Raw genomic sequence first — 20,242 nt, forward strand, 5'->3', positions numbered from 1 at the left:
TTACATTTAAAGACCGCAGGACCATCCGTTTCTGCGGTCTTTGTTTTTATTTATGGCTGAATTTGTTATCTTTGCATCATATACTTAAACCTATTAATTTTATCAAGAATGAAAAATCACTTTTTACTACGCATGTGGATAGCATTCAGCCTGTTGATAATGTTTGCAACAACCACATTTGCATACACAGAAAGGAATCTACTGCAAAATTCCATTACAAAAGAACAACTCAAGGAAGCTTTGGTGATGAACTGTGCATGGGTGCCATATCCTGCATACACAGACAGAGATGGCTGGAATTCACTACTCAGCGAAGAAGACAGACAGACACTTATCAAAGCCGGAGAAAAGATGCTCGACTACAAATGGCAGGTAATACGTGCCACCGACTATCTGGAATATGAGCGTAGTGGCGAAAGAAACATCATGCAAAATCCATACGAAGCAAACCGTAAAGCCATAAACGTGCTTATGATGGCAGAACTTGCTGAAGGGAAAGGACGTTTCGTAGACCAACTGATAAACGGTGTATTCTTCAGCTGCGAAATGACATCATGGGTACTGTCGGCACACTTACCAAGACAAAGCACCAAACGCTCTATGCCGGACTGGCGCGAACAAATCATTGACCTGGGCTCAGGAAACTACGGTTCTATGCTGGCATGGGTATATTATTTTTTCCACGATACATTCGACAAAGCCGATCCTGTTATCTCACTTCGCCTTCGTCACGAACTTCAGGAACGTATTCTCGACCCTTTCATGGAAAACGATAAAGAATGGTGGATGGCATTCTATTGGAAACCGGGAGAAATCATAAACAACTGGAACCCTTGGTGTAACTCGAATGTGCTTCAGTGCTATCTTCTTCTTGAAGATGACCGCAACAAGCTTACTGATGCTGTATGGCGTACAATGCAATCAGTAGATAAGTTCATCAATTTCGTAAAATCTGACGGTGCTTGCGAGGAAGGTACCTCATATTGGGGGCATGCCGCAGGAAAAATGTACGACTATCTACAAATACTTTCCGACGGAACAGGCGGAAAAGTATCTCTGTTCAATAACCCTATGATACGCCGTATGGGAGAATATATAAGCCGTTCGTATGTAGGCGACGGATGGGTGGTAAACTTTGCTGACGCTTCGGCAAAGGGCGGTGGCGATGCTCCATTGATTTACCGCTACGGACGCGCCGTAGGCAGCGAAGAGATGATGCAGTTCGCAGCATATCTGCTCAAGGGTAAACGTCCTACAATTCCTCTTGGCAATGATGCTTTCCGTACTTTACAGTGTGTACTGCTGAATAAGGAACTGGAGCAGACTGAGGCAGCCCACAAGGTTCCTGCATGCACATGGTATCCTGAAACAGAGTTCTGCTATCTGACAAACAATTCAGGATGGTTCCTTGCCACAAAGGGAGGTTTCAACAACGAAAGCCACAATCATAACGATGCCGGAACATTCTCACTCTACATCAACAACACTCCTATGTTTATTGATGCAGGAGTAGGAACATACACACGCCAGACTTTCAGCAGCGAGAGATATTCCATCTGGACCATGCAGAGCAACTACCACAATCTGCCTATGATAAACGGTGTTCCACAGCGTTTCGGACAGGAATATAAGGCTACGAATGTTGTATGCAAAGAAAAACAACGCTACTTCTCTGCAGATATCTCCACAGTATACCCGGAAGAAGCTACCGTAAACAGCTGGACACGCGCATATAAACTGGAGAACAAACGTCTTGTAATAACAGACAAATTCTCGCTGAAAGAGACCAAGGCAGCCAATCAGGTGAATTTCCTAGTTTGGGGAGATATTGATATAAGCAAAGCCGGTAAAGTAAGTATAACAGTGGGTGATGAACATGCAACACTAGAATATCCTACAAACTTCAAGGCTACACTTGAAACTATAGAACTTCCTGATACACGACTGTCAAACGTATGGGGAGAACAGATATACCGCATAGTATTGACTGACTCACAAAAGAGACTCGAAGGAAGCTACAAATTCATCATAAAGTAGTATTGAAAGAAGTTTGCAAACTGTTTTAAAAATCTTTGCAAACATACATCCCGATAAAAAAGGGCAAATATCCTATATTGGTCAAACTCCAATTATTCTATGGATATTTGCCCTTTTCTCATTATATTCATACTGCAAATAAAGCCATATTTCATGTAATATCTTTGTAATATATGCTACATTTGTGTTTAATAAACTAATTATTAGATATATACATTCATAATATAAAAACAGATTAATATTAATGTTAAGTGATTGTAACATGTTTGTAACACCAAACAGCCATTTTTGCGTCGTGAAAATTAAGCAAGCTATAAATATGAAAAAGATTTTACTAAGTGCGATGTTGGCACTGACAATACCAACAGTAACATTTGCAAAAGAAAAGAAAGAAGAGAAAAAAGGAAGTGCAATCATCACTATCTACTCTGATTTGCATTCAGGATTCGGAACTGTAAACAACGACAGAGGTTTTAACTTGGACAGAGCTTATATTGGATACCAGTATAAACTACCTCATAACCTCTTGATAAAGGCAGTTATGGACTTCGACCAGTCTGATGATGTTGACGACATACAGAGAGTAGGCTTTATCAAAAACGCAATGGTGTCATGGAAACACGAAGGTCTGACACTGAACGGAGGTTTGATAAGCACTACACAGTTCAAGACTCAGGAAGACTTCTGGGACAAACGCTACGTTATGAAATCATTCCAGGATGAATATAAGTTCGGTAGCAGCGCAGACTTGGCTGTATCGGCTGCATACAAGTTTAACGATATTTTCGCAGCCGATGTAATAGTTGCAAATGGTGAAGGTTACAAGAAAGTACAGGTGGACGACGGTCTTCAGTACGGTGCCGGTTTGACACTCACTCCTGTAAAAGGATTTATGGTACGCGCATACGGTTCATACAATGAAGCCGGACAAAGCATAAAAGATGCGGCTCAAAACAAGGACGATGTAAAAGGAACAACAAACCTGGCATTCTTCGCAGGATACAAAAATAAGGCATTCTCTCTTGGAGCAGAATACAACTGGATGAAGAACACCAAGTTTGCCAATGGAAACGACAAAAGTGGTGCTTCTGTTTACACAACAATCAATCTTACAAAAAAAATCAACATATACGGACGCTGGGATTACCTGACATCAAAAGACTCATGGGATAATGACAATGACGGTATGGCAGGTATGGCAGGAATTGAATTCAAACTTGGGAAATATGTTAAGTTATCTCCTAACTACAGAATATGGGCTCCAAAAGCCGACGGAATGAAGAACCTTTCATATGCATACTTAAATGCTTCATTCGCTCTTTGAGAAACGTTTGAACGCTGTTCATAAGCCGTTCAGATACTGTTCAGTAAACGTTTAGTGAACGCTCAGTGGACATCTCCTAAACAGCGGTTAAACGATAATTAAACAACTATAAAACAACAAAATATTAATTTTTTACATTATGAAAAAAATTTATTTATCACTCATTGCAGGTGTGTTTGCAGCAATCGTTTCATCTTGCGGCGGACAGAAATCAAACGGAGTTGAACTTACAGGTGCCGGAGCAACATTCCCACTTCCTTTCTACACAATGTCATTCGACTCTTACGGAACAACAGGCAACAATAAAGTATCATACGGTGGTATCGGTAGTGGCGGCGGTGTCCGTAACCTTAAAGACGGTATCGTTGATTTTGCAGGTAGCGACGCATTCCTCTCAGACAAGGAAATGAGCGAAATGAAACCTGTGGTACACATCCCAACTTGTATGGGTGCTGTAGTATTGGCATACAACCTTCCAGAAGTTACAGCTTTAAACCTTTCAGGTGATGTAATAGCTGACATCTTCGCAGGAAAAATCACTAAATGGAACGACGAACGTCTTCAGAAATTGAACCCTGACACAAAACTTCCTGAAAAGGACATCATCCCTGCATATCGTTCAGACGGTAGTGGTACAACTTTCGTATTCACTGACTATTTGAGCAAAGTAAGCGAAGACTGGAAAAACAACTTCGGTTGCGGTAAGACTGTTGACTTCAAGGTTGGTCAGGCTGCTAAAGGTAATCCTGGTGTAGCAGGTATTATCCGTCAGACTCCATACTCAATCGGTTATATCGGTTCTGAATATGCTTTCGCACAGAAAATCCCATATGCAAGTGTAATGAATGTACGTGGCGAACTCGTTACTCCATCTACAGAAAGTATATCTGCAGCCGCAGCTGGAGAAATTCCACAGGACACTCGCTGTTCAATCACAAATGCAGACGCTGCAGGTGCATATCCTATCAGCTGTTTCACTTGGTTGATTATCTATAAGGAGCAGAACTACTCAGACCGTACTATCGAACAGGCTAAAGCTACTCTTGACATGCTTCAGTATATGTTGAGTGCCGATGTACAGAAAACTACAGAAACAGTACACTACGCTCCACTGCCACAAAGTGCAATTGACAAGAGCCTTCAGAACCTGAAAGAAGTAACTTTCGACGGACAGGCAATCCTTAAATAAGTTGACAAGGTCTTAGTTGACAAGTTAATTGATAGGTTCTCCATCCGGACAGCAACCTTGTTAACTTGTCAACTTGTCACCTAAAAACTAACAACAAACAATTAAGAAAACATGCAAGACAAGATATTCAAAGCATTACTCATTATATCGGCAATAATAATCCCTGTTATAGGTGTCGGGATTGTATTCTCATTGGTGAATGATGCTTCAGGAGCATTCGAGCACTTCGGTTTCTGGAATTTCATTTTTTCGGACGATTGGGTAACTACAGCCGGAAAAGAGAAATACGGTGCACTGCCTTTCATTACAGGTACACTTCTCACCACACTGCTTGCACTGCTCATGTGTATTCCATTCTCGCTTCCTGTAGCACTGTTCACCGGAGAATATTTCAAAGGAAAGAAAATAGCTACCATACTGAGTACTGTAGTAGACTTGCTGGCAGGTATCCCGTCTATTATCTATGGTCTTTGGGGATTCTATGCCCTGCGCCATATATTCATGCACCTCAACCTATCTCCACAAGGTTCCGGAATTCTTACAGCAGCTTTCGTACTTGCCATCATGATTGTGCCGTATGCAGCATCACTAAGTGCCGAGTTCATCAAGATGGTACCATCCGACCTAAAGGAAGGAGCATATGCAATGGGAGCCACACGCGCTGAAGTAATCCGCAGAGTGGTATTTCCGATGGCAGGTTCAGGAATTTTCTCGGCATACATTCTTGCTATCGGACGAGCATTGGGTGAGACAATGACTGTGACAATGCTTATCGGTAACACAAACCAGATGCCTGAAACACTGAGAACAACAGGAAACACTATGGCAAGTATCATAGCCAATCAGTTTGGCGAGGCCGACGGACTAAAACTATCGTCACTAATCGCTATAGGCTTGCTCCTGTTCCTTATTACAGCAATAATAAACATGATAGGAAAGATACTCATACGCCGCGCCCAGCACGTATAACAATTCATCAATCAGAAGAATATGATAGTAAAAGACAATAAACTACAGATACGAAAGTTCAAGAATACACTTCTCTTCTGGACTGTATGCATACTGTCCGGCTTGACAGCGATACCGCTGCTTGCCATTCTTGGAGAGGTATTCATTAAAGGTTGGGAACAGTTGGGATGGTCGTTTATCACAGAAGCTACGCCAAATGCATATAAGGCCATGCAGGCTATGCAGGCAGGCGAAACTATTCCTGGAGGTATAGCCAACGGTATTGTGGGAACATTCCTTATGCTTTTACTTGCCGCAATAGTAGCTATTCCTGTCGGTATTTTCTGCGGTATCTGCCTTTCTGAATACAGAGGCAACTGGTTTGCAACTATCGTAAGTTATCTTACCGACCTTCTTCAGGGAACACCATCCATCATCATCGGTATCATCACATACATCTGGGTAGTAGTTCCGATGAAAGGATATTCGGCTTTTGCAGGAAGTGTGGCACTGTTCATCATGATGCTTCCACTCATTATCCGTTCCACAGAAGAGACAATGAAAATTCTTCCCGAAACACTCAAGGAAGCAGGCCTAGCACTCGGGGGAAGCTATTGGAGAGTAATGCTACAGGTTATGGTTCCATCGGCATTCGGAAGTATATTCACAGGTATTCTGCTTGCCATCTCGCGTGTAGTAGGCGAAACAGCTCCACTTATGTTTACAGCCCTCGGAGGTGCAGCAATCAGCTGGAATATGGCACGCCCTATGTCGGCAGTTCCATTGCTTATCTGGGAATTCTTCAACGATCCTAACTTACAAAGCCTCATCTGGGGAGCATCCTTATTCCTGCTCACCTTCGTATTATGTTTAAACTTATTAGCTAAAAGAATTGCAAAGAAATGGAAAGTATAAAAGATCCTATCCTTCAAATACAGAATGTATCAATATCATATACAGGAAAGATACTTGCAGTAAAGAATGTAAGTGCTGATGTTGAGAAAAACACCATCACAGCCATCATGGGACCTTCAGGCTGCGGTAAAAGTACATTGCTGCGTGCAGTAAACCGTATGCACGAACTTTATAAGAATATCAACGTTACAGGCAAGATATTGCTGAACGGTGAAAACGTTCTTGAGATGGACCCTACGGAAGAACGCCGCCGCATAGGTATGGTATTCCAACGTCCTAATCCGTTCCCTACAATGAATATCTACGATAATGTACTCGCAGGATACATTCTTAATGGAATAAAGCTAAGCAAAAGCAAGAAAGACGAGATAGTGGAACGCAATCTACGTAACGTAATGCTTTGGGACGAAGTGAAGGACTCTCTCACAAAACGCGGAACATTCCTCTCGGGAGGTCAGCAGCAACGTCTGTGCATAGCACGTTCGCTTGCACTACAGCCAGACATCCTGCTTATGGACGAGCCTACTTCAGCGCTTGACCCTATCGCTACAAAACACATTGAGGAACTTCTTATAGAACTGAAGAAGGAAGTAACTATACTTATCGTGACACACAACATGTCGCAAGCTAAACGTATCTCAGACCGCTCAATGTTCATGTTCCTTGGCGAGTTGATTGAATACGATGATACACAAAAAATGTTTACCAATCCGGAAGACGAACGCACTCGTGCATACCTCACCGGTAAGATGGGATAATAATATTTATGTTGTAGTATGAGAAGACTGTTATCCGGCAAAGGCCGGGAACAGTCTTTTTTATTTATAAAATAATTATCTATATCATTGATAACTGTTTTTTGCATCTTTGTTACCAATAATTAATTTCATTTTATTTGATAATCAAATAAAATCTGTAATTTTGCAGACATTACCAAATAATGAATAGATAGTATGAAAAACCTAAAAAATTCGACTAAAGAAGTTTACATTAAACCGGAATGTGAAACCATTAATACAGAAACTGAAGGATTAATTTGCACTAGTGGTGACAAAGTTAATGTAAGCAATACAAAAATAAATGATTACGAAGACGGAGGTTCTTATAATATCTCAGTATTCTAAATTTATTTCATTTACCAAAATGTCCTGTCGTTTTAATTAAAACGACAAGACATTTTTTTTAACGTATCACTGCACAATCATTATATAAAGAAACTTTAAGATTGTCAAACTGTTATCATTATCAATTCTTTATTATCTTTGCGCTTGTTTTTCGACGATAATAACGAACCAACGGTCTACGAATCGAAAAAGTTAAATATATAATTCATGAAACAGTACAACAAGATTAACAATCTGGTTGGATGGCTTGCTTTCGCTATTGCAGCTTTCACTTACTGCATGACCATTGAGCCTACAGCCAGTTTCTGGGACTGCCCAGAATTTATAACCACCGGTTACAAACTGGAAGTAGGACACCCACCTGGCGCACCTTTCTTCATGCTTACAGCAAACTTATTCAGCCTGTTCGCTTCCGACCCTTCGCAAGTGGCACTGATGGTTAATATAATGAGTGCACTGATGAGTGCAGCATGTATTCTTTTCCTTTTCTGGAGTATAACCCACCTTACAAAAAAACTGGTATGTCCGAACATTGAGGATATGACTACCGGAAAACTTATCACCATAATGGGGTCGGGCCTTGTAGGAGCATTGGCATATACATGGAGCGACACTTTCTGGTTCAGTGCAGTAGAAGGAGAAGTTTATGCATACTCCAGCTTGTTTACTGCTTTGGTGTTCTGGCTTATCTTGAAATGGGAGAATAGGGCAGACGAGCCTCACAGCGACAGATGGCTGATATTAATAGCTTATCTTACAGGACTTTCGATAGGCGTACACCTGCTTAACCTGCTGTGTATACCTGCCATTGTACTGGTTTATTACTACAAAAAGAATCCTAACGCCAACCTGAAGGGAAGCCTTCTGGCTCTGTGCGGATCTATGGTAATTATAGCCGCAGTGCTTTACGGAATAGTGCCGGGTATTGTAAAAGTGGGAGGATGGTTCGAACTGTTATTTGTTAACAGCCTCGGAATGCCTTTCAACACCGGACTTATCGTATATATCATAATAATGGCAGCATCGCTCATATGGGGTGTGTACGAAAGCTACACAGTGAGAAGTCGCAAAATGATGAATATATCGTTCCTGCTTACATTGGGGCTTCTTGGTATTCCGTTCTACGGACATGGATGGAGCAGTGTTATCATTGGTATAATCATACTGGGTATTCTGGCTGCATATCTGTTTGCCGACCTGAGCGAAAAATTCCGTGTAAGTGCACGCACGCTGAATACTTCACTTTTGGCTCTGATGATGATTGTAGTAGGTTATTCTTCATATGCAGTAATCGTGATACGTTCGTCGGCCAATACTCCTATGGACCAGAACTCGCCTGAAGACATATTCACTCTTGGGGAATATTTGGGACGTGAACAGTATGGTACACGACCTCTGTTCTACGGACAGGCATACTCATCAAAACCTGCATTGAAACAGGTAGACGGTGGATGTGTGTACGATGTAGTAGAAGGTGCTCCTGTGTATCAGCGTAAGGAAAAGGAAACTCCCGACGAAAAGGACAGCTACGAAGTAGTACGTCACAGGACTGAATACAAATATGCACAGAATATGTTCTTCCCACGTATGTACAGCGAATCGCATGCGCAACAATACGAAGCATGGGTAGGAGGAATAACAGGCAAACAGGTTCCTTACGACCAGTGTGGCGAAATGATTATGGTAAAGATTCCTACTCAGTGGGAAAACATCAAGTTCTTCTTTATTTATCAGGTGAACTATATGTACTGGAGATACTTCATGTGGAACTTTGCCGGACGCCAGAACGACATACAGGGTCAGGGAGAAATAGAACATGGCAACTGGATTACAGGAATTCCGTTCATTGACAATATGCTCGTTGGCGACCAGACATTACTGCCTGACAGCCTTAAAAACAACAAGGGGCATAACGTGTTCTACTGTCTGCCACTGATATTGGGACTAATCGGTCTGTTCTGGCAAGCATACAAGGGTAACAAAGGTATACAGCAATTCTGGATTGTATTCTTCCTGTTCTTCATGACAGGTCTTGCCATTGTACTATATCTGAACCAGACTCCGTTGCAGCCTCGCGAACGTGACTATGCATACGCCGGCTCATTCTATGCTTTCGCAATATGGATTGGTCTTGGAGTGGCAGGTATCACTGAATATCTGCGCAAGAAGATGAACGAGACTACTGCAGCATCCATTACAGCTGTATTGTGTCTGTTGGTGCCTCTGCAGATGGTGAGCCAGACTTGGGATGACCACGACCGCAGCGAACGCTATACTTGCCGCGATTTCGGACAGAACTATCTGAAAACAGTTCAAGAAGAGGGATGCCCTATCATATTCACTAACGGCGACAATGATACTTTCCCATTGTGGTATAACCAGGAGACTGAAGGTTTCCGTACCGACGTACGTGTATGTAACCTCAGTTATCTGCAGACAGACTGGTATATCGACCAGATGAAACGTCCGGCATACGATTCTCCTTCTGTACCTATCAACTGGGAACGTATCGACTACGTTTCGGGACATAACGAAGCTGTGTATGTACGTCCGGAAGCGATGCAGAGCATTGTTAACTATTACAAGCAAAATCCGGAAGAGGCAAAAGCAGAATTCGGTGACAACCCATACGAACTGAAGAACATCCTTGAACACTGGGTGAGAAACTCTAAGGACGGACTTCAGATGATTCCTACAGACAGTATAGTAATAAAGCTGGATAAGGAGGCTATCAAACGCTCTGGAATGCTTACACCGGACTCTATTCCTGACTATATGCACTTGTCGCTGAAAGGCAAGAGAGTGCTATACAAGAGCGAACTGATGATGCTCGAAATGCTTGCCAACACTAACTGGGAAAGACCGTTGTATATGGCTATCACTGTTGGTTCGGACAATCATTTGAACCTGACAAACAACTTCCTACAGGAAGGTCTTGCATATAGAATTACACCATTCGACAATGCTAAGCTTGGAAGAAAAATAGACAGCGAAAAGATGTACGATAACTTGATGAACAAGTTCAAGTTCGGAGGTATTGACAATCCTGACATCTATCTGGACGAAACTGTGACACGTATGTGTGATACTCACCGACGTATGTTCGTACAGTTAAGTACACAGCTTATCAAGGAAGGCAAGAAAGACAAGGCTATAAAGGCTTTGGATTATTGTGAAAAGGTCATTCCAAGTACAACAGTAAGACACGATTATATATACAGTGGTTCGAAGGAAATGGCCGACAACTATATCACTCTGGGTGAATATAAGAAAGCAGAAAATATCCTTGACCAGATAGCTAACGACAATGTTCAGTACATAGCATGGTATCTGAGCCTTGACGATTCACGCTTTGCTCTGTCGTACGAAAACTGTCTGCGCAATATCTACTGTCTGGACGAAATATGCAAGAGTCTGGAAAGAATAAAGGACGACAAGACTGGAGAAGTATGTCAGACTGCCGTTCACTACAACCAGAAGTTCCAGGAACTGTATTCACTACTTGAAACAAGAGTAGGTCATTAAAGAAAGAATGAGTCGTTAGTTGTTGGTTCTTTGTTTTTAGAGCCATGCGGATGCAACTGACAACTAAAGGATAAAAACTAACAACTAAAAATAATGTTTATAGAACAACCCCCACAATTCATAAGATATCTTTATCCATCTGCCATATGGCGAATGGATAAAGATGAGAGGGCTGTATATCTGACATTCGATGACGGACCAATACCGAGAGTTACTCCGTGGGTTCTTGATATCCTTGACAGATATGGTATAAAGGCCACTTTCTTTATGGTGGGCGATAATATACGTAAACATCCTGATGAGTTCCGTATGGTTGTGGAAAGAGGTCACAGAATAGGGAATCATACATTCAACCACATCCGCGGACTGAGTTATGACATAAACTCATATATGGAGAATACGGACAAGGCATCCAAGGTGATGATGAACACCAATCTGTTCAGACCTCCTCACGGATATATGAGCCCGAAACAGTATGCCGAACTAAAGAAGAGGTATAAGATTATAATGTGGGACCTTGTGACACGCGATTATAACCGTAAGTTCACAGGCGAACAGATACTGCAGAAAGTAAAGAAATATGTCCGCAACGGCTCGATAATTACTTTCCACGACTCATTGAAGTCGGAAGAAAATATCAGGTATGCTCTGCCTAAGGCTATCGAATGGCTGATGGAACAGGGATATGAGTTTAAGGTTTTCGACTAAACACACATAAACAATAAAGCCACCATTACATTGGTATCAGATACCGGTAATGACGGCTTATTTTCATTATAAATAGTAGGTTATTATTTTACTGTAACAGACAGTGGATTTCTTACTTTCATAGCATATTCTTCAAGATATGCATTCCACTTTTCATCATCGAATCCGCATTTGCTCCATGCTGAGCCCCAATAATATTCAAATTCATCGCCCGGCTGATATGTATTGATACCCATCACATGACCTATGGCTCCGGCAACAGGCTTGTCGAAAAGCTGTACTTTAGCCAATTCAAGTGTATTAGGGAACACGGCACCTACATAAACTATACCGTTATCGGCTTTAGGATTTGTTGTAGGATCGGCATACGCTATATAACCACCTTCCTGGTCCATAGAATATCTGTCAGGATGTGCCTCATGCAATACAAGACCTACACCCAACGGATAATCCTTTTTCAATGATGTATAGCTTACTGTAGTTTTGTTCAAATGAGAGCCTTTATCAAGCTGAATAAGGCGTGTTTCGACCACTGTAGTATCTCCATCAATAGTAAGAGGATTGAACTCCAGTTTCACGGTAAATCTGAGAGGACCATTGTCGAGTATCTCAAAATTCTTATAGCAATATGGATATACTATTGCAGAATCTGGCATAAGAGCTGCTGTACCACCGCCAAGTGTAGGACCAACAGCATAACAGTCCATTCCATTTCCATGATCGATATGATATGATATGGCATTTGCAAGACTGTCGGCCTCTGCCTTCTTTCCTTCTTTACGAAGTTTCTTTATCATAGCTCTAGCATCCTTATCAAGGTCCATTGCATAACGGTCTTCAAGAACAAGTTCAGGGACACTCTTTGTAAGAACATCATACCCGAAACCTCTCTCCCCGCTTTTCTGCAATGCAGGTCCGTATGCACGATATGCAGCCTTATCGTTTTCCCAAGCTACATCATCAAGTCTTTCAGGATACTGACGGCCATAGACCAAAGTATTTACATGCGAAGGCTGACCTTTAAGAATACTATAAGATGCTGTAGAATTGGCATCTACCGTAGCCGGAAAAATTATCTTGTTGTCAGCCGTAAGCTGATATGGAATTTCAGTATTATTTTCATCTACGATTATGAATTCTGCCGTATCATCAAGTTTCAGTTTTCCCAGCACTTCGTCTGCAGATATCTCTACAATCTCTTCTATGCGGTCTATCTTCAACTGATTTGAGACTGAGACTGCAACTCCTTTCTCTTGTGCACATGAAGCCATCATGGCAACAACAGCAGCAGATACAAATAATTTTTTCATATTTAATTTATAAGGTATAAAACAAAAAAAGTCCTACCGAAAGTCAACGTTCCGGCAGGACCCGATATAATATCATTCTCTATTGGCGACCATTAATTATTTAGGCTGCTTACCGATGTATGCCAAGATACCACCGTCAACGTACAATACGTGACCGTTTACGAAGTTAGAAGCATCTGAAGCCAAGAATACAGCAGGACCTGCCAAGTCTTCTGGGTTACCCCAACGAGCAGCAGGAGTCTTAGCTATAATGAATGCATCGAATGGGTGACGTGAGCCGTCTGCCTGACGTTCGCGAAGAGGAGCTGTCTGAGGAGTAGCGATGTAACCCGGGCCGATACCGTTACACTGGATGTTGAATTCACCATATTCAGAAGCGATGTTACGAGTAAGCATCTTAAGACCACCCTTAGCTGCTGCATATGCAGAAACTGTTTCACGACCAAGTTCGCTCATCATAGAACAGATGTTGATAATCTTTCCGTGACCTTTCTTAATCATGCTTGGGATAACAGCCTTAGAAACAATGAAAGGAGCGTTAAGGTCTACATCGATTACCTGACGGAATTCGGCTGCTGACATTTCGTGCATAGGAATACGTTTGATGATACCTGCATTGTTAACCAAGATATCGATAACGCCTACTTCCTTTTCAATCTGAGCAACCATAGCGTTAACAGCTTCTTCGTTAGTAACGTCACATACATAACCATTAGCTTCAATACCAAGTTCTTTGTAAGCTGCAATACCTTTATCTACCAATTCCTGTTTGATATCGTTAAAAACGATTTTTGCACCAGCCTTAGCAAATGCAGAAGCGATAGCAAAACCGATACCGTAAGATGCACCTGTTACAAGAGCAACCTTACCTTCAAGTGAAAAGTTTACCATAATAATACAATTAATAAATACTGTTTAATAAATCATTTCTACAAAAGTAATAAATTATTCCCGTTATCGCACACAAAATTGTACAGAATATGTACAAAAATGTTTAATATCATAGAAAGCGTATGTTTTAAAGCACTAAAACACACAAATTATGCCTTGACATATATCAATTATATGTAGCAAGGACATTACATATCTCATCTTGGAAACGTCTTGCCGAGACATATTTCAGGACATTCTGATTTATGATGACAAAGGCAATGATATGTTTAGCTGGAGAAGTAACGTATCCTGCCAACGAACAGACTCCGGTCAGAGTACCTGTCTTTGCCCGTACATTTCTGAAGCATTTACTCCTACCCATTCTGTATTGTAATGTTCCGTCAATACCCGCTATTGGCAAACTGTCGTAAAATGGATGGAATATCAAAGGTGAACTGAAAGCATATTTTAGATAGCCCATGATAAGTTCAGGCGATACATAGTTGTAATCTGAGACACCACAACCATCGACTATTCTGAACTTACGGCTGTCAAAACCGATATCAGTCTTCATAAATTTATATATAGCATCCTGACCGTCCTTATGGCTGAGATATTTCTTACCGTTGCTTATTTCTCTTGTGGCATGAAAAAACAAAGCTTCGGCAGAGAGATTGTCACTCTCCTTCAATGCCCTTTTAAGTACTTCGTCTATATCTCTATAAACTGTTATTATACCTTTTGTGTTATCAGGTATGTTATCATATGCCACACTGTCCTTAGAGATGAAAATTCCTTTTCCTTGCAGCTGATAGCGAAGTGTATGCATAAAGAAGCCTTTCGTATCGAAAATATTCATAGAAGTGCTTGCCTTATGTCTTGAAGTGCCTGATATGGTTATGGTATTACCATTATCAAGCCAGTTTCGTGTGGCAGTTACATTCGTTCCTGACGATGATGTTATGTTATTGATAGTATAAAAATCCGACTCTGGCTTTATTTCTACATTAGCCCTTCCTCCACCTGAAGGTGTTATGCTTATGTTTACACAACCACGGTTCAACATAAGTGGCGAAAGATATGGCTGAAAGGTATCGGGAGTATCATCCCATGCCCATCCCGGTCCCCAATAAACGGAATCCATCATCGATACATCTCCTATCAGACGGCCTTTTACACCGTGTATTCCCATATTCGATATGGCATCTACCATAGATTCCATGTCTTCCTGCATAAACTCAGGGTCGAAATCTCCTTTAACGTATATATCACCATATAGTGTATCGCCTTCTATATATCCCGAATAGGACAGTCCTGTCTTTATCTGATAATCCTTACCCAAAACGGATAGTGCTGTAACAGATGTTATTACTTTCTCAACAGATGCCGGTCTGTAAAGCTTTTCTGCCTGATATCTGTATAGTTCTTTTTTGGAAGTCAGGTCATACACTAAAATCCCTACTTCAGATGTATTCAGAAATGAAGAGTTGTTGATAAGTGAATCTATTCTGTGTGCTATTGTCTGCGAATGCAATGATATACATAATAGAGATAGGAGTAATAGTGAAAATGTTCTGGAAATAGTTCTTGTCATGTTTATATTGTATTACTTATTATATCGTTTAAACGGTTTTTAAACACCGTTTGAACAGTGTTTAAAAACCGTCTACAAATATAATCAGAATTGAACTTCAACGAAGTTAAAAGATTAAAACTCTCTGAAAATTTCACCAACTGTAGGGTGAGGGAATACATATTTCTTGAAATCTTTGAGTTTATTGCCTTTTTCTATCATCATGCCGGCTATCACTATAAGCTCCGACGCTGGATTTCCCAATATGTGTGCACCTATTATAGTATCATCGGCTGTGGTAATTATCTTGCACACCCCATTCACACCTTCATTTTCTGCAACGAACCTTCCGGCATATGCCATAGGGAGTTTTGTCACTTTATAACCTAATATTGCTATTGGTGACATCTGTGCCATTTCTTCAGTCATACCTACAGATGCAACTTCAGGATTTGTATATACCACTCCCGGTATGGCTTTATAACTCATTTTGTCGGATATTCCGCAGATATGATTTACCGCAACTTCGGCTTCTCTCACTGCTGTATGGGCAAGCATGGAGAAACCTGTGATATCACCGCATGCATAAACTCCGTCAACAGAAGTCATCATAGTGTCAGTGTTTACCATAATTCTGTTTTGTTTAGTAAATGTTAGAGAAAGGTTCTCCAGTCCATACCCTTCAATATTGGTATGACGTCCGGCACTGACTAACAATTTTTCAGATTCGACAGAGGTCTCTCCATCTGCAGTATGATACTTCACTGTGACTTTACCGGAGGCTCCATTGCATATTTCAGTCACCTTGGCATCAAGGATAAAGACAACACCTTTTTTTGTATATTCAGCTCTAAGAATAGATGCAAGTTCTTTATCTATACCTCCAAGAATTTCTGAAGTCATTTCAATGACAGTAACTTTTACTCCAAGACTGCAAAAATATGATGCAAACTCCATTCCTATGACTCCTCCACCTATGATAGCAAGACTTTCAGGCAATTCTTTGCATTCCAAAGCCTCCCTGTGTGTCCAATAATCTATGTTATCCAGTCCTTTGATAGGAGGTACAAATGTTCTGCTACCCGTACACAACATCAGTTTTTCGCATTTATACACCTCATCGCCGCATTTTATTGTGTTTTTATCCTGGATATAAGCCTCTCCTGATACTACAGTCACACCCGCTTCGCTCATCTTGTTTTTTATTCCAAGCACAAGTTTACGGACAACTTTCTGCTTTCGGCTTACAATCTTTGCAAGATCAAAGGAAATATTCTCTGCTTTTACTGCATATTTTGAGGCATTTTTAGCCCCATCAAGAACTTTTGCTGAATATAACAGTGTCTTAGTCGGAATACATCCTTCATTAAGACAAACGCCTCCTAAAGCATTTTTCTCGAATAGAACTACACTCAGGCCGGCTTTACCGGCAGCCTCGGCAGCGGAGTAACCGGCTGGTCCTCCACCAATAATTGCTAATTGAAAATCCATAGTATATAAAGGTATAAAGTTAGTTAGTGTTTATCTATAATCACAAGTTTATCATTCATAGATTTCAGTTTTGAGAGAAAGGCTTCCTTGTTTCGTGGAGAGACCTGTACCTTAACAGTTTTATTATTACCGTTATATTTAATCTCAAGTCTATAAAATGATAAAGCAGGAGCCCAGAATTTCATTGACCGTACTACATCTATTGATTCTATCTGATTAATATTCAAAATGAATCCCTTCACAAAACGACCTGTCTCTACCTTCAGTAATCCGTCGTCAGTTATTACATATTGGGTATGTATAAGCATTTCTATCTCATATATCACCAATACGGCCATAATTATGGCAAGCAATGTGTCATGCATCCAGAAAAAAAAGAAAAGAAGTAAGGATGTAATAGAAATAAGAATCCAATACCACCATCCCACTTCGGTCTTAAATGTTCTATCCATACCTTTTAGATTTTATCTGTATCCAAGTAATTTTCTGTGAAGATAAAAATTTATTTACTAATAAACCACGAAAACAGAATTTCTTTATCTGTTTTTATGATTTATTTGATTGAAAAGTTCCACAAAATAACCATAGTATTAAGCTATATGGTAACTTTTTAGTAGTTTTGCATCATAGATACAAATTTATTATGGTTAGGAAATTCGATTTTCTCGTTATCGGCTCTGGTATTGCCGGAATGAGTTTTGCGCTTAAAGTGGCGCATAAAGGATCTGTTGCATTGATATGCAAGGCCGGAATGGAAGAAGCTAACACTTATTTTGCACAAGGTGGTATTGCTTCCGTCACAAATCTCAAAGTTGACAACTTTGAAAAACATATCCACGACACAATGGTTGCCGGAGATTGGATAAGCGACCCTGCAGCTGTAGAAAAAGTCATTACAAACGCTCCAAAACAGATAGAAGAACTTATCAAGTGGGGAGTGGACTTCGACAAAAACGAAAAAGGTGAATTCGACCTCCACAAAGAAGGCGGTCATTCGGAATTCAGAATTCTTCATCACAAAGACAACACAGGAGCTGAAATTCAGACCAGCCTGATAGAAGCCGTCAAACAGCATCCTAACATTACTATATTCTCAAATTTCTATGCTGTCGAACTCATTACTCAGCATCATCTCGGTATCATAGTTACACGCCATACACCGGGCATAAAATGCTTCGGAGCATATATTCTTAATGAAGAAACAGGTGAAGTTGACACTTTCCTCTCAAAAGTCACAGTTATGGCAACCGGAGGATGTGAAGCCGTGTACAGACACACAACAAACCCACTTGTGGCAACCGGCGATGGCATAGCAATGGTTTATCGTGCAAAAGGTGCCGTAAAGGATATGGAGTTCATACAGTTCCACCCTACCGCACTATTCCATCCGGGCGACCGTCCAAGTTTCCTGATAACCGAAGCTATGCGCGGATATGGAGGTGTTCTCAGAAACCTTGCCGGTGAAGAATTCATGCAAAAGTATGACCCACGCCTGTCATTGGCTCCTCGCGATATAGTGGCACGTGCCATAGACAGCGAAATGAAACAGCGTGGTGAAGATCATGTTTATCTTGATGTAACTCACAAGGATCCTGAAGAAACCAAGAAACATTTCCCTAACATATACAAGAAATGTCTGAGCTTGGGTATAGATATCACAAAAGACTATATCCCTGTTGCTCCTGCAGCTCATTATCTTTGCGGAGGAATTAAAGTTGATTTGGACGGACAGTCAAGCATACGTCGTCTATATGCCATCGGCGAATGCTCATGCACAGGTCTGCACGGTGGAAACCGTCTGGCATCAAACTCACTGATTGAAGCAATAGTTTATGCAGACGCAGCTGCACAGCATGCAATGAGTGTTATCGACAGATACGAATTTAATGAAGACATCCCTGAATGGAATGACGAAGGAACAATCAGTACAGAAGAAAGAGTGCTTATTACACAAAGTATGAACGAAGTAAACCAGATAATGGAATCGTATGTAGGTATTGTAAGAAGTAATCTCCGTCTAGTCAGAGCATGGAACAGACTTGATATTCTTTACGAAGAAACAGAAAGACTATTCAAGCGCGTTAAGGCATCACGGGAAATATGCGAACTTAGAAACATGATTAACGTAGGCTACCTCATCACACGTCAGGCAATGGAAAGAAAAGAAAGTCGAGGACTGCATTACACCATAGACTATCCAAAACATTCTGACGACAACAAACAATAATAATAAAGACTAACGACCGTTGCTCCACATTCGAAGCAACGGTCGTTTTATTTCTATTATAACGATGGAGTATGTATTATCTCAAGCAATATAGGTTTCACTCCACCTACAAAACACTCTACAGCAATTACCATCAGAATTAATCCCATCAATCGCATCATAACATTATTTCCGGTTTCTCCCATAAACTTAACCAGACGAGTAGACAATCTGAGAATAATATATGTCAACACATAAACAATGGCAATCACACTTACAAGTGTTATTTTAAGTACCATACTGTCCGCATCATCCATCAGAATTATCCCATTTGCTATGGCTCCCGGTCCACATAACATAGGAATTGACAATGGGGTGATGGATATATCATTGGCATATGCCTTAATTTCCTCATCTTTTAGCTTTGTATTCGTATATCTTGCCTGAAGCATATCATAGCCTATCTTAAGAATAATAATGCCTGCAGCAATCCTAAAACCGTTTGTAGATATACCAAAGAATTTAAATAGAAACTGTCCACAAAAGGTGAAACTTATCAGAATAAGAAAAGAAATTATTGTAGCACGTTTCACAATATGACTTCTTTCACTCTCGTCCAATCCCTTTGTCATTGTAAGAAATACCGGCATAGTGCCCAAAGGATTTGTCAGAGTAAAGAACGATGTAAAACACAACAGTGCAAAAGGAAGAATTGTTTCCATAATAAAAAACGTTTTATATAATCAATACAAAGATATATCAGATTTTAATATAATAGAAATAGTAACCACAATAATATAAACCCAACCCTATAAACGCGAAAATCCCCGAAGTATCTCTACCTCGGGGATCTTTCTCCTTAAAACGGCGACTACCTACTCTCCCACAATAAGCAGTACCATCGGCGTGACGAAGCTTAACTTCTCTGTTCGGAATGGGAAGAGGTGGAACCTTCGTGCTATAGTCACCTGAATATCTTTATTTACTTTTCAGATCACTTCACATGAATCAACAAACTG

16 protein-coding genes and 1 rRNA gene are annotated in these 20,242 nt (G+C 40.7%); 10 read left to right on the top strand and 7 right to left on the bottom strand.

Going from position 1 to position 20,242, the window contains the following annotated elements; translation table 11 throughout:
• Positions 1 to 108: 108 nt before the first annotated feature.
• From I6E11_RS09840 to I6E11_RS09880, 9 genes are all read left to right on the top strand, one after another.
• Entirely contained in the window at positions 109 to 2,037 is a 1,929-nt protein-coding gene (locus tag I6E11_RS09840) for a heparinase II/III family protein (RefSeq protein WP_394800125.1), read from the top strand.
• 319 nt (positions 2,038 to 2,356) lie between these two features.
• The gene (locus I6E11_RS09845; protein ID WP_235337873.1) at positions 2,357 to 3,361 is read left to right on the top strand and encodes a TonB-dependent receptor; all 1,005 of its coding nucleotides are present in this window, start codon (positions 2,357 to 2,359) and stop codon (positions 3,359 to 3,361) included.
• Positions 3,362 to 3,500: 139 nt separating this feature from the next.
• The gene (pstS, locus tag I6E11_RS09850) at positions 3,501 to 4,550 is read left to right on the top strand and encodes a phosphate ABC transporter substrate-binding protein PstS (protein ID WP_235337874.1); all 1,050 of its coding nucleotides are present in this window, start codon (positions 3,501 to 3,503) and stop codon (positions 4,548 to 4,550) included.
• Positions 4,551 to 4,661: 111 nt separating this feature from the next.
• Complete coding sequence (pstC, locus tag I6E11_RS09855) at positions 4,662 to 5,519, top strand: phosphate ABC transporter permease subunit PstC (protein WP_235337875.1); 858 nt, start codon at positions 4,662 to 4,664, stop codon at positions 5,517 to 5,519.
• A 21-nt stretch (positions 5,520 to 5,540) separates the two neighbouring features.
• Complete coding sequence (pstA, locus tag I6E11_RS09860) at positions 5,541 to 6,413, top strand: phosphate ABC transporter permease PstA (protein WP_235337876.1); 873 nt, start codon at positions 5,541 to 5,543, stop codon at positions 6,411 to 6,413.
• Positions 6,401 to 7,171, top strand: coding sequence for a phosphate ABC transporter ATP-binding protein PstB (pstB, locus tag I6E11_RS09865; protein WP_235337877.1), 771 nt, complete (start codon positions 6,401 to 6,403; stop codon positions 7,169 to 7,171). The genes pstA and pstB overlap by 13 nt, the downstream gene beginning before the upstream one ends.
• A 195-nt stretch (positions 7,172 to 7,366) precedes the next feature.
• Positions 7,367 to 7,537, top strand: coding sequence for a hypothetical protein (locus tag I6E11_RS09870; protein ID WP_235337878.1), 171 nt, complete (start codon positions 7,367 to 7,369; stop codon positions 7,535 to 7,537).
• A gap of 207 nt (positions 7,538 to 7,744) precedes the next feature.
• On the top strand, positions 7,745 to 11,062 hold the full coding sequence (locus I6E11_RS09875) for a glycosyltransferase family 117 protein (protein WP_235337879.1): 3,318 nt from the start codon (positions 7,745 to 7,747) through the stop codon (positions 11,060 to 11,062).
• A 93-nt stretch (positions 11,063 to 11,155) separates the two neighbouring features.
• Positions 11,156 to 11,770 (top strand): polysaccharide deacetylase family protein, encoded by a 615-nt coding sequence (locus I6E11_RS09880; RefSeq protein WP_235337880.1) that lies wholly within the window; start codon positions 11,156 to 11,158, stop codon positions 11,768 to 11,770.
• Between the two features lie 83 nt (positions 11,771 to 11,853).
• Here I6E11_RS09880 and I6E11_RS09885 read toward each other — a convergent pair whose 3' ends face one another.
• From I6E11_RS09885 to I6E11_RS09905, 5 genes are all read right to left on the bottom strand, one after another.
• A complete protein-coding gene (locus I6E11_RS09885) occupies positions 11,854 to 13,080 on the bottom strand; it encodes a BT3233 family polysaccharide utilization protein (RefSeq protein ID WP_235337881.1) in 1,227 nt (408 codons plus the stop codon).
• 96 nt (positions 13,081 to 13,176) lie between these two features.
• Positions 13,177 to 13,971: a gluconate 5-dehydrogenase gene (locus I6E11_RS09890; protein WP_235337882.1), complete on the bottom strand. Its 795-nt coding sequence runs from the start codon at positions 13,969 to 13,971 to the stop codon at positions 13,177 to 13,179.
• 166 nt (positions 13,972 to 14,137) lie between these two features.
• A complete protein-coding gene (gene dacB / locus I6E11_RS09895) occupies positions 14,138 to 15,547 on the bottom strand; it encodes a D-alanyl-D-alanine carboxypeptidase/D-alanyl-D-alanine endopeptidase (RefSeq protein WP_235337883.1) in 1,410 nt (469 codons plus the stop codon).
• A gap of 114 nt (positions 15,548 to 15,661) precedes the next feature.
• The gene (lpdA, locus tag I6E11_RS09900; protein WP_235337884.1) at positions 15,662 to 17,017 is read right to left on the bottom strand and encodes a dihydrolipoyl dehydrogenase; all 1,356 of its coding nucleotides are present in this window, start codon (positions 17,015 to 17,017) and stop codon (positions 15,662 to 15,664) included.
• A 23-nt stretch (positions 17,018 to 17,040) separates the two neighbouring features.
• A complete protein-coding gene (locus I6E11_RS09905) occupies positions 17,041 to 17,469 on the bottom strand; it encodes a PH domain-containing protein (RefSeq protein ID WP_235337885.1) in 429 nt (142 codons plus the stop codon).
• Positions 17,470 to 17,660: 191 nt separating this feature from the next.
• Between I6E11_RS09905 and nadB the strand changes: the two genes are divergently transcribed.
• The gene (gene nadB, locus I6E11_RS09910) at positions 17,661 to 19,244 is read left to right on the top strand and encodes an L-aspartate oxidase (protein WP_235337886.1); all 1,584 of its coding nucleotides are present in this window, start codon (positions 17,661 to 17,663) and stop codon (positions 19,242 to 19,244) included.
• 56 nt (positions 19,245 to 19,300) lie between these two features.
• On the opposite strand, the gene I6E11_RS09915 is transcribed toward nadB, so the two are convergent.
• Both I6E11_RS09915 and rrf read right to left on the bottom strand, forming a co-directional pair.
• On the bottom strand, positions 19,301 to 19,945 hold the full coding sequence (locus I6E11_RS09915) for a MarC family protein (RefSeq protein ID WP_235337887.1): 645 nt from the start codon (positions 19,943 to 19,945) through the stop codon (positions 19,301 to 19,303).
• A gap of 140 nt (positions 19,946 to 20,085) precedes the next feature.
• Positions 20,086 to 20,195 (bottom strand): 5S ribosomal RNA (gene rrf / locus I6E11_RS09920).
• Positions 20,196 to 20,242 lie beyond the last annotated feature (47 nt).

This window comes from Bacteroides caecigallinarum (genome assembly GCF_021531075.1).
In the GTDB taxonomy this organism is placed as follows: domain Bacteria; phylum Bacteroidota; class Bacteroidia; order Bacteroidales; family Bacteroidaceae; genus Phocaeicola; species Phocaeicola caecigallinarum_B.

What these genes read in the sequence shown, in the direction of transcription:
- I6E11_RS09840 (WP_394800125.1), top strand. Translation starts at nt 109, where the DNA reads ATGAAAAATCACTTTTTACTACGCATGTGGATAGCATTCAGCCTGTTG.
- I6E11_RS09845 (WP_235337873.1), top strand. Translation starts at nt 2,357, where the DNA reads ATGAAAAAGATTTTACTAAGTGCGATGTTGGCACTGACAATACCAACA.
- pstS (WP_235337874.1), top strand. Translation starts at nt 3,501, where the DNA reads ATGAAAAAAATTTATTTATCACTCATTGCAGGTGTGTTTGCAGCAATC.
- pstC (WP_235337875.1), top strand. Translation starts at nt 4,662, where the DNA reads ATGCAAGACAAGATATTCAAAGCATTACTCATTATATCGGCAATAATA.
- pstA (WP_235337876.1), top strand. Translation starts at nt 5,541, where the DNA reads ATGATAGTAAAAGACAATAAACTACAGATACGAAAGTTCAAGAATACA.
- pstB (WP_235337877.1), top strand. Translation starts at nt 6,401, where the DNA reads ATGGAAAGTATAAAAGATCCTATCCTTCAAATACAGAATGTATCAATA.
- I6E11_RS09870 (WP_235337878.1), top strand. Translation starts at nt 7,367, where the DNA reads ATGAAAAACCTAAAAAATTCGACTAAAGAAGTTTACATTAAACCGGAA.
- I6E11_RS09875 (WP_235337879.1), top strand. Translation starts at nt 7,745, where the DNA reads ATGAAACAGTACAACAAGATTAACAATCTGGTTGGATGGCTTGCTTTC.
- I6E11_RS09880 (WP_235337880.1), top strand. Translation starts at nt 11,156, where the DNA reads ATGTTTATAGAACAACCCCCACAATTCATAAGATATCTTTATCCATCT.
- I6E11_RS09885 (WP_235337881.1), bottom strand. Translation starts at nt 13,080, where the DNA reads ATGAAAAAATTATTTGTATCTGCTGCTGTTGTTGCCATGATGGCTTCA.
- I6E11_RS09890 (WP_235337882.1), bottom strand. Translation starts at nt 13,971, where the DNA reads ATGGTAAACTTTTCACTTGAAGGTAAGGTTGCTCTTGTAACAGGTGCA.
- dacB (WP_235337883.1), bottom strand. Translation starts at nt 15,547, where the DNA reads ATGACAAGAACTATTTCCAGAACATTTTCACTATTACTCCTATCTCTA.
- lpdA (WP_235337884.1), bottom strand. Translation starts at nt 17,017, where the DNA reads ATGGATTTTCAATTAGCAATTATTGGTGGAGGACCAGCCGGTTACTCC.
- I6E11_RS09905 (WP_235337885.1), bottom strand. Translation starts at nt 17,469, where the DNA reads ATGGATAGAACATTTAAGACCGAAGTGGGATGGTGGTATTGGATTCTT.
- nadB (WP_235337886.1), top strand. Translation starts at nt 17,661, where the DNA reads ATGGTTAGGAAATTCGATTTTCTCGTTATCGGCTCTGGTATTGCCGGA.
- I6E11_RS09915 (WP_235337887.1), bottom strand. Translation starts at nt 19,945, where the DNA reads ATGGAAACAATTCTTCCTTTTGCACTGTTGTGTTTTACATCGTTCTTT.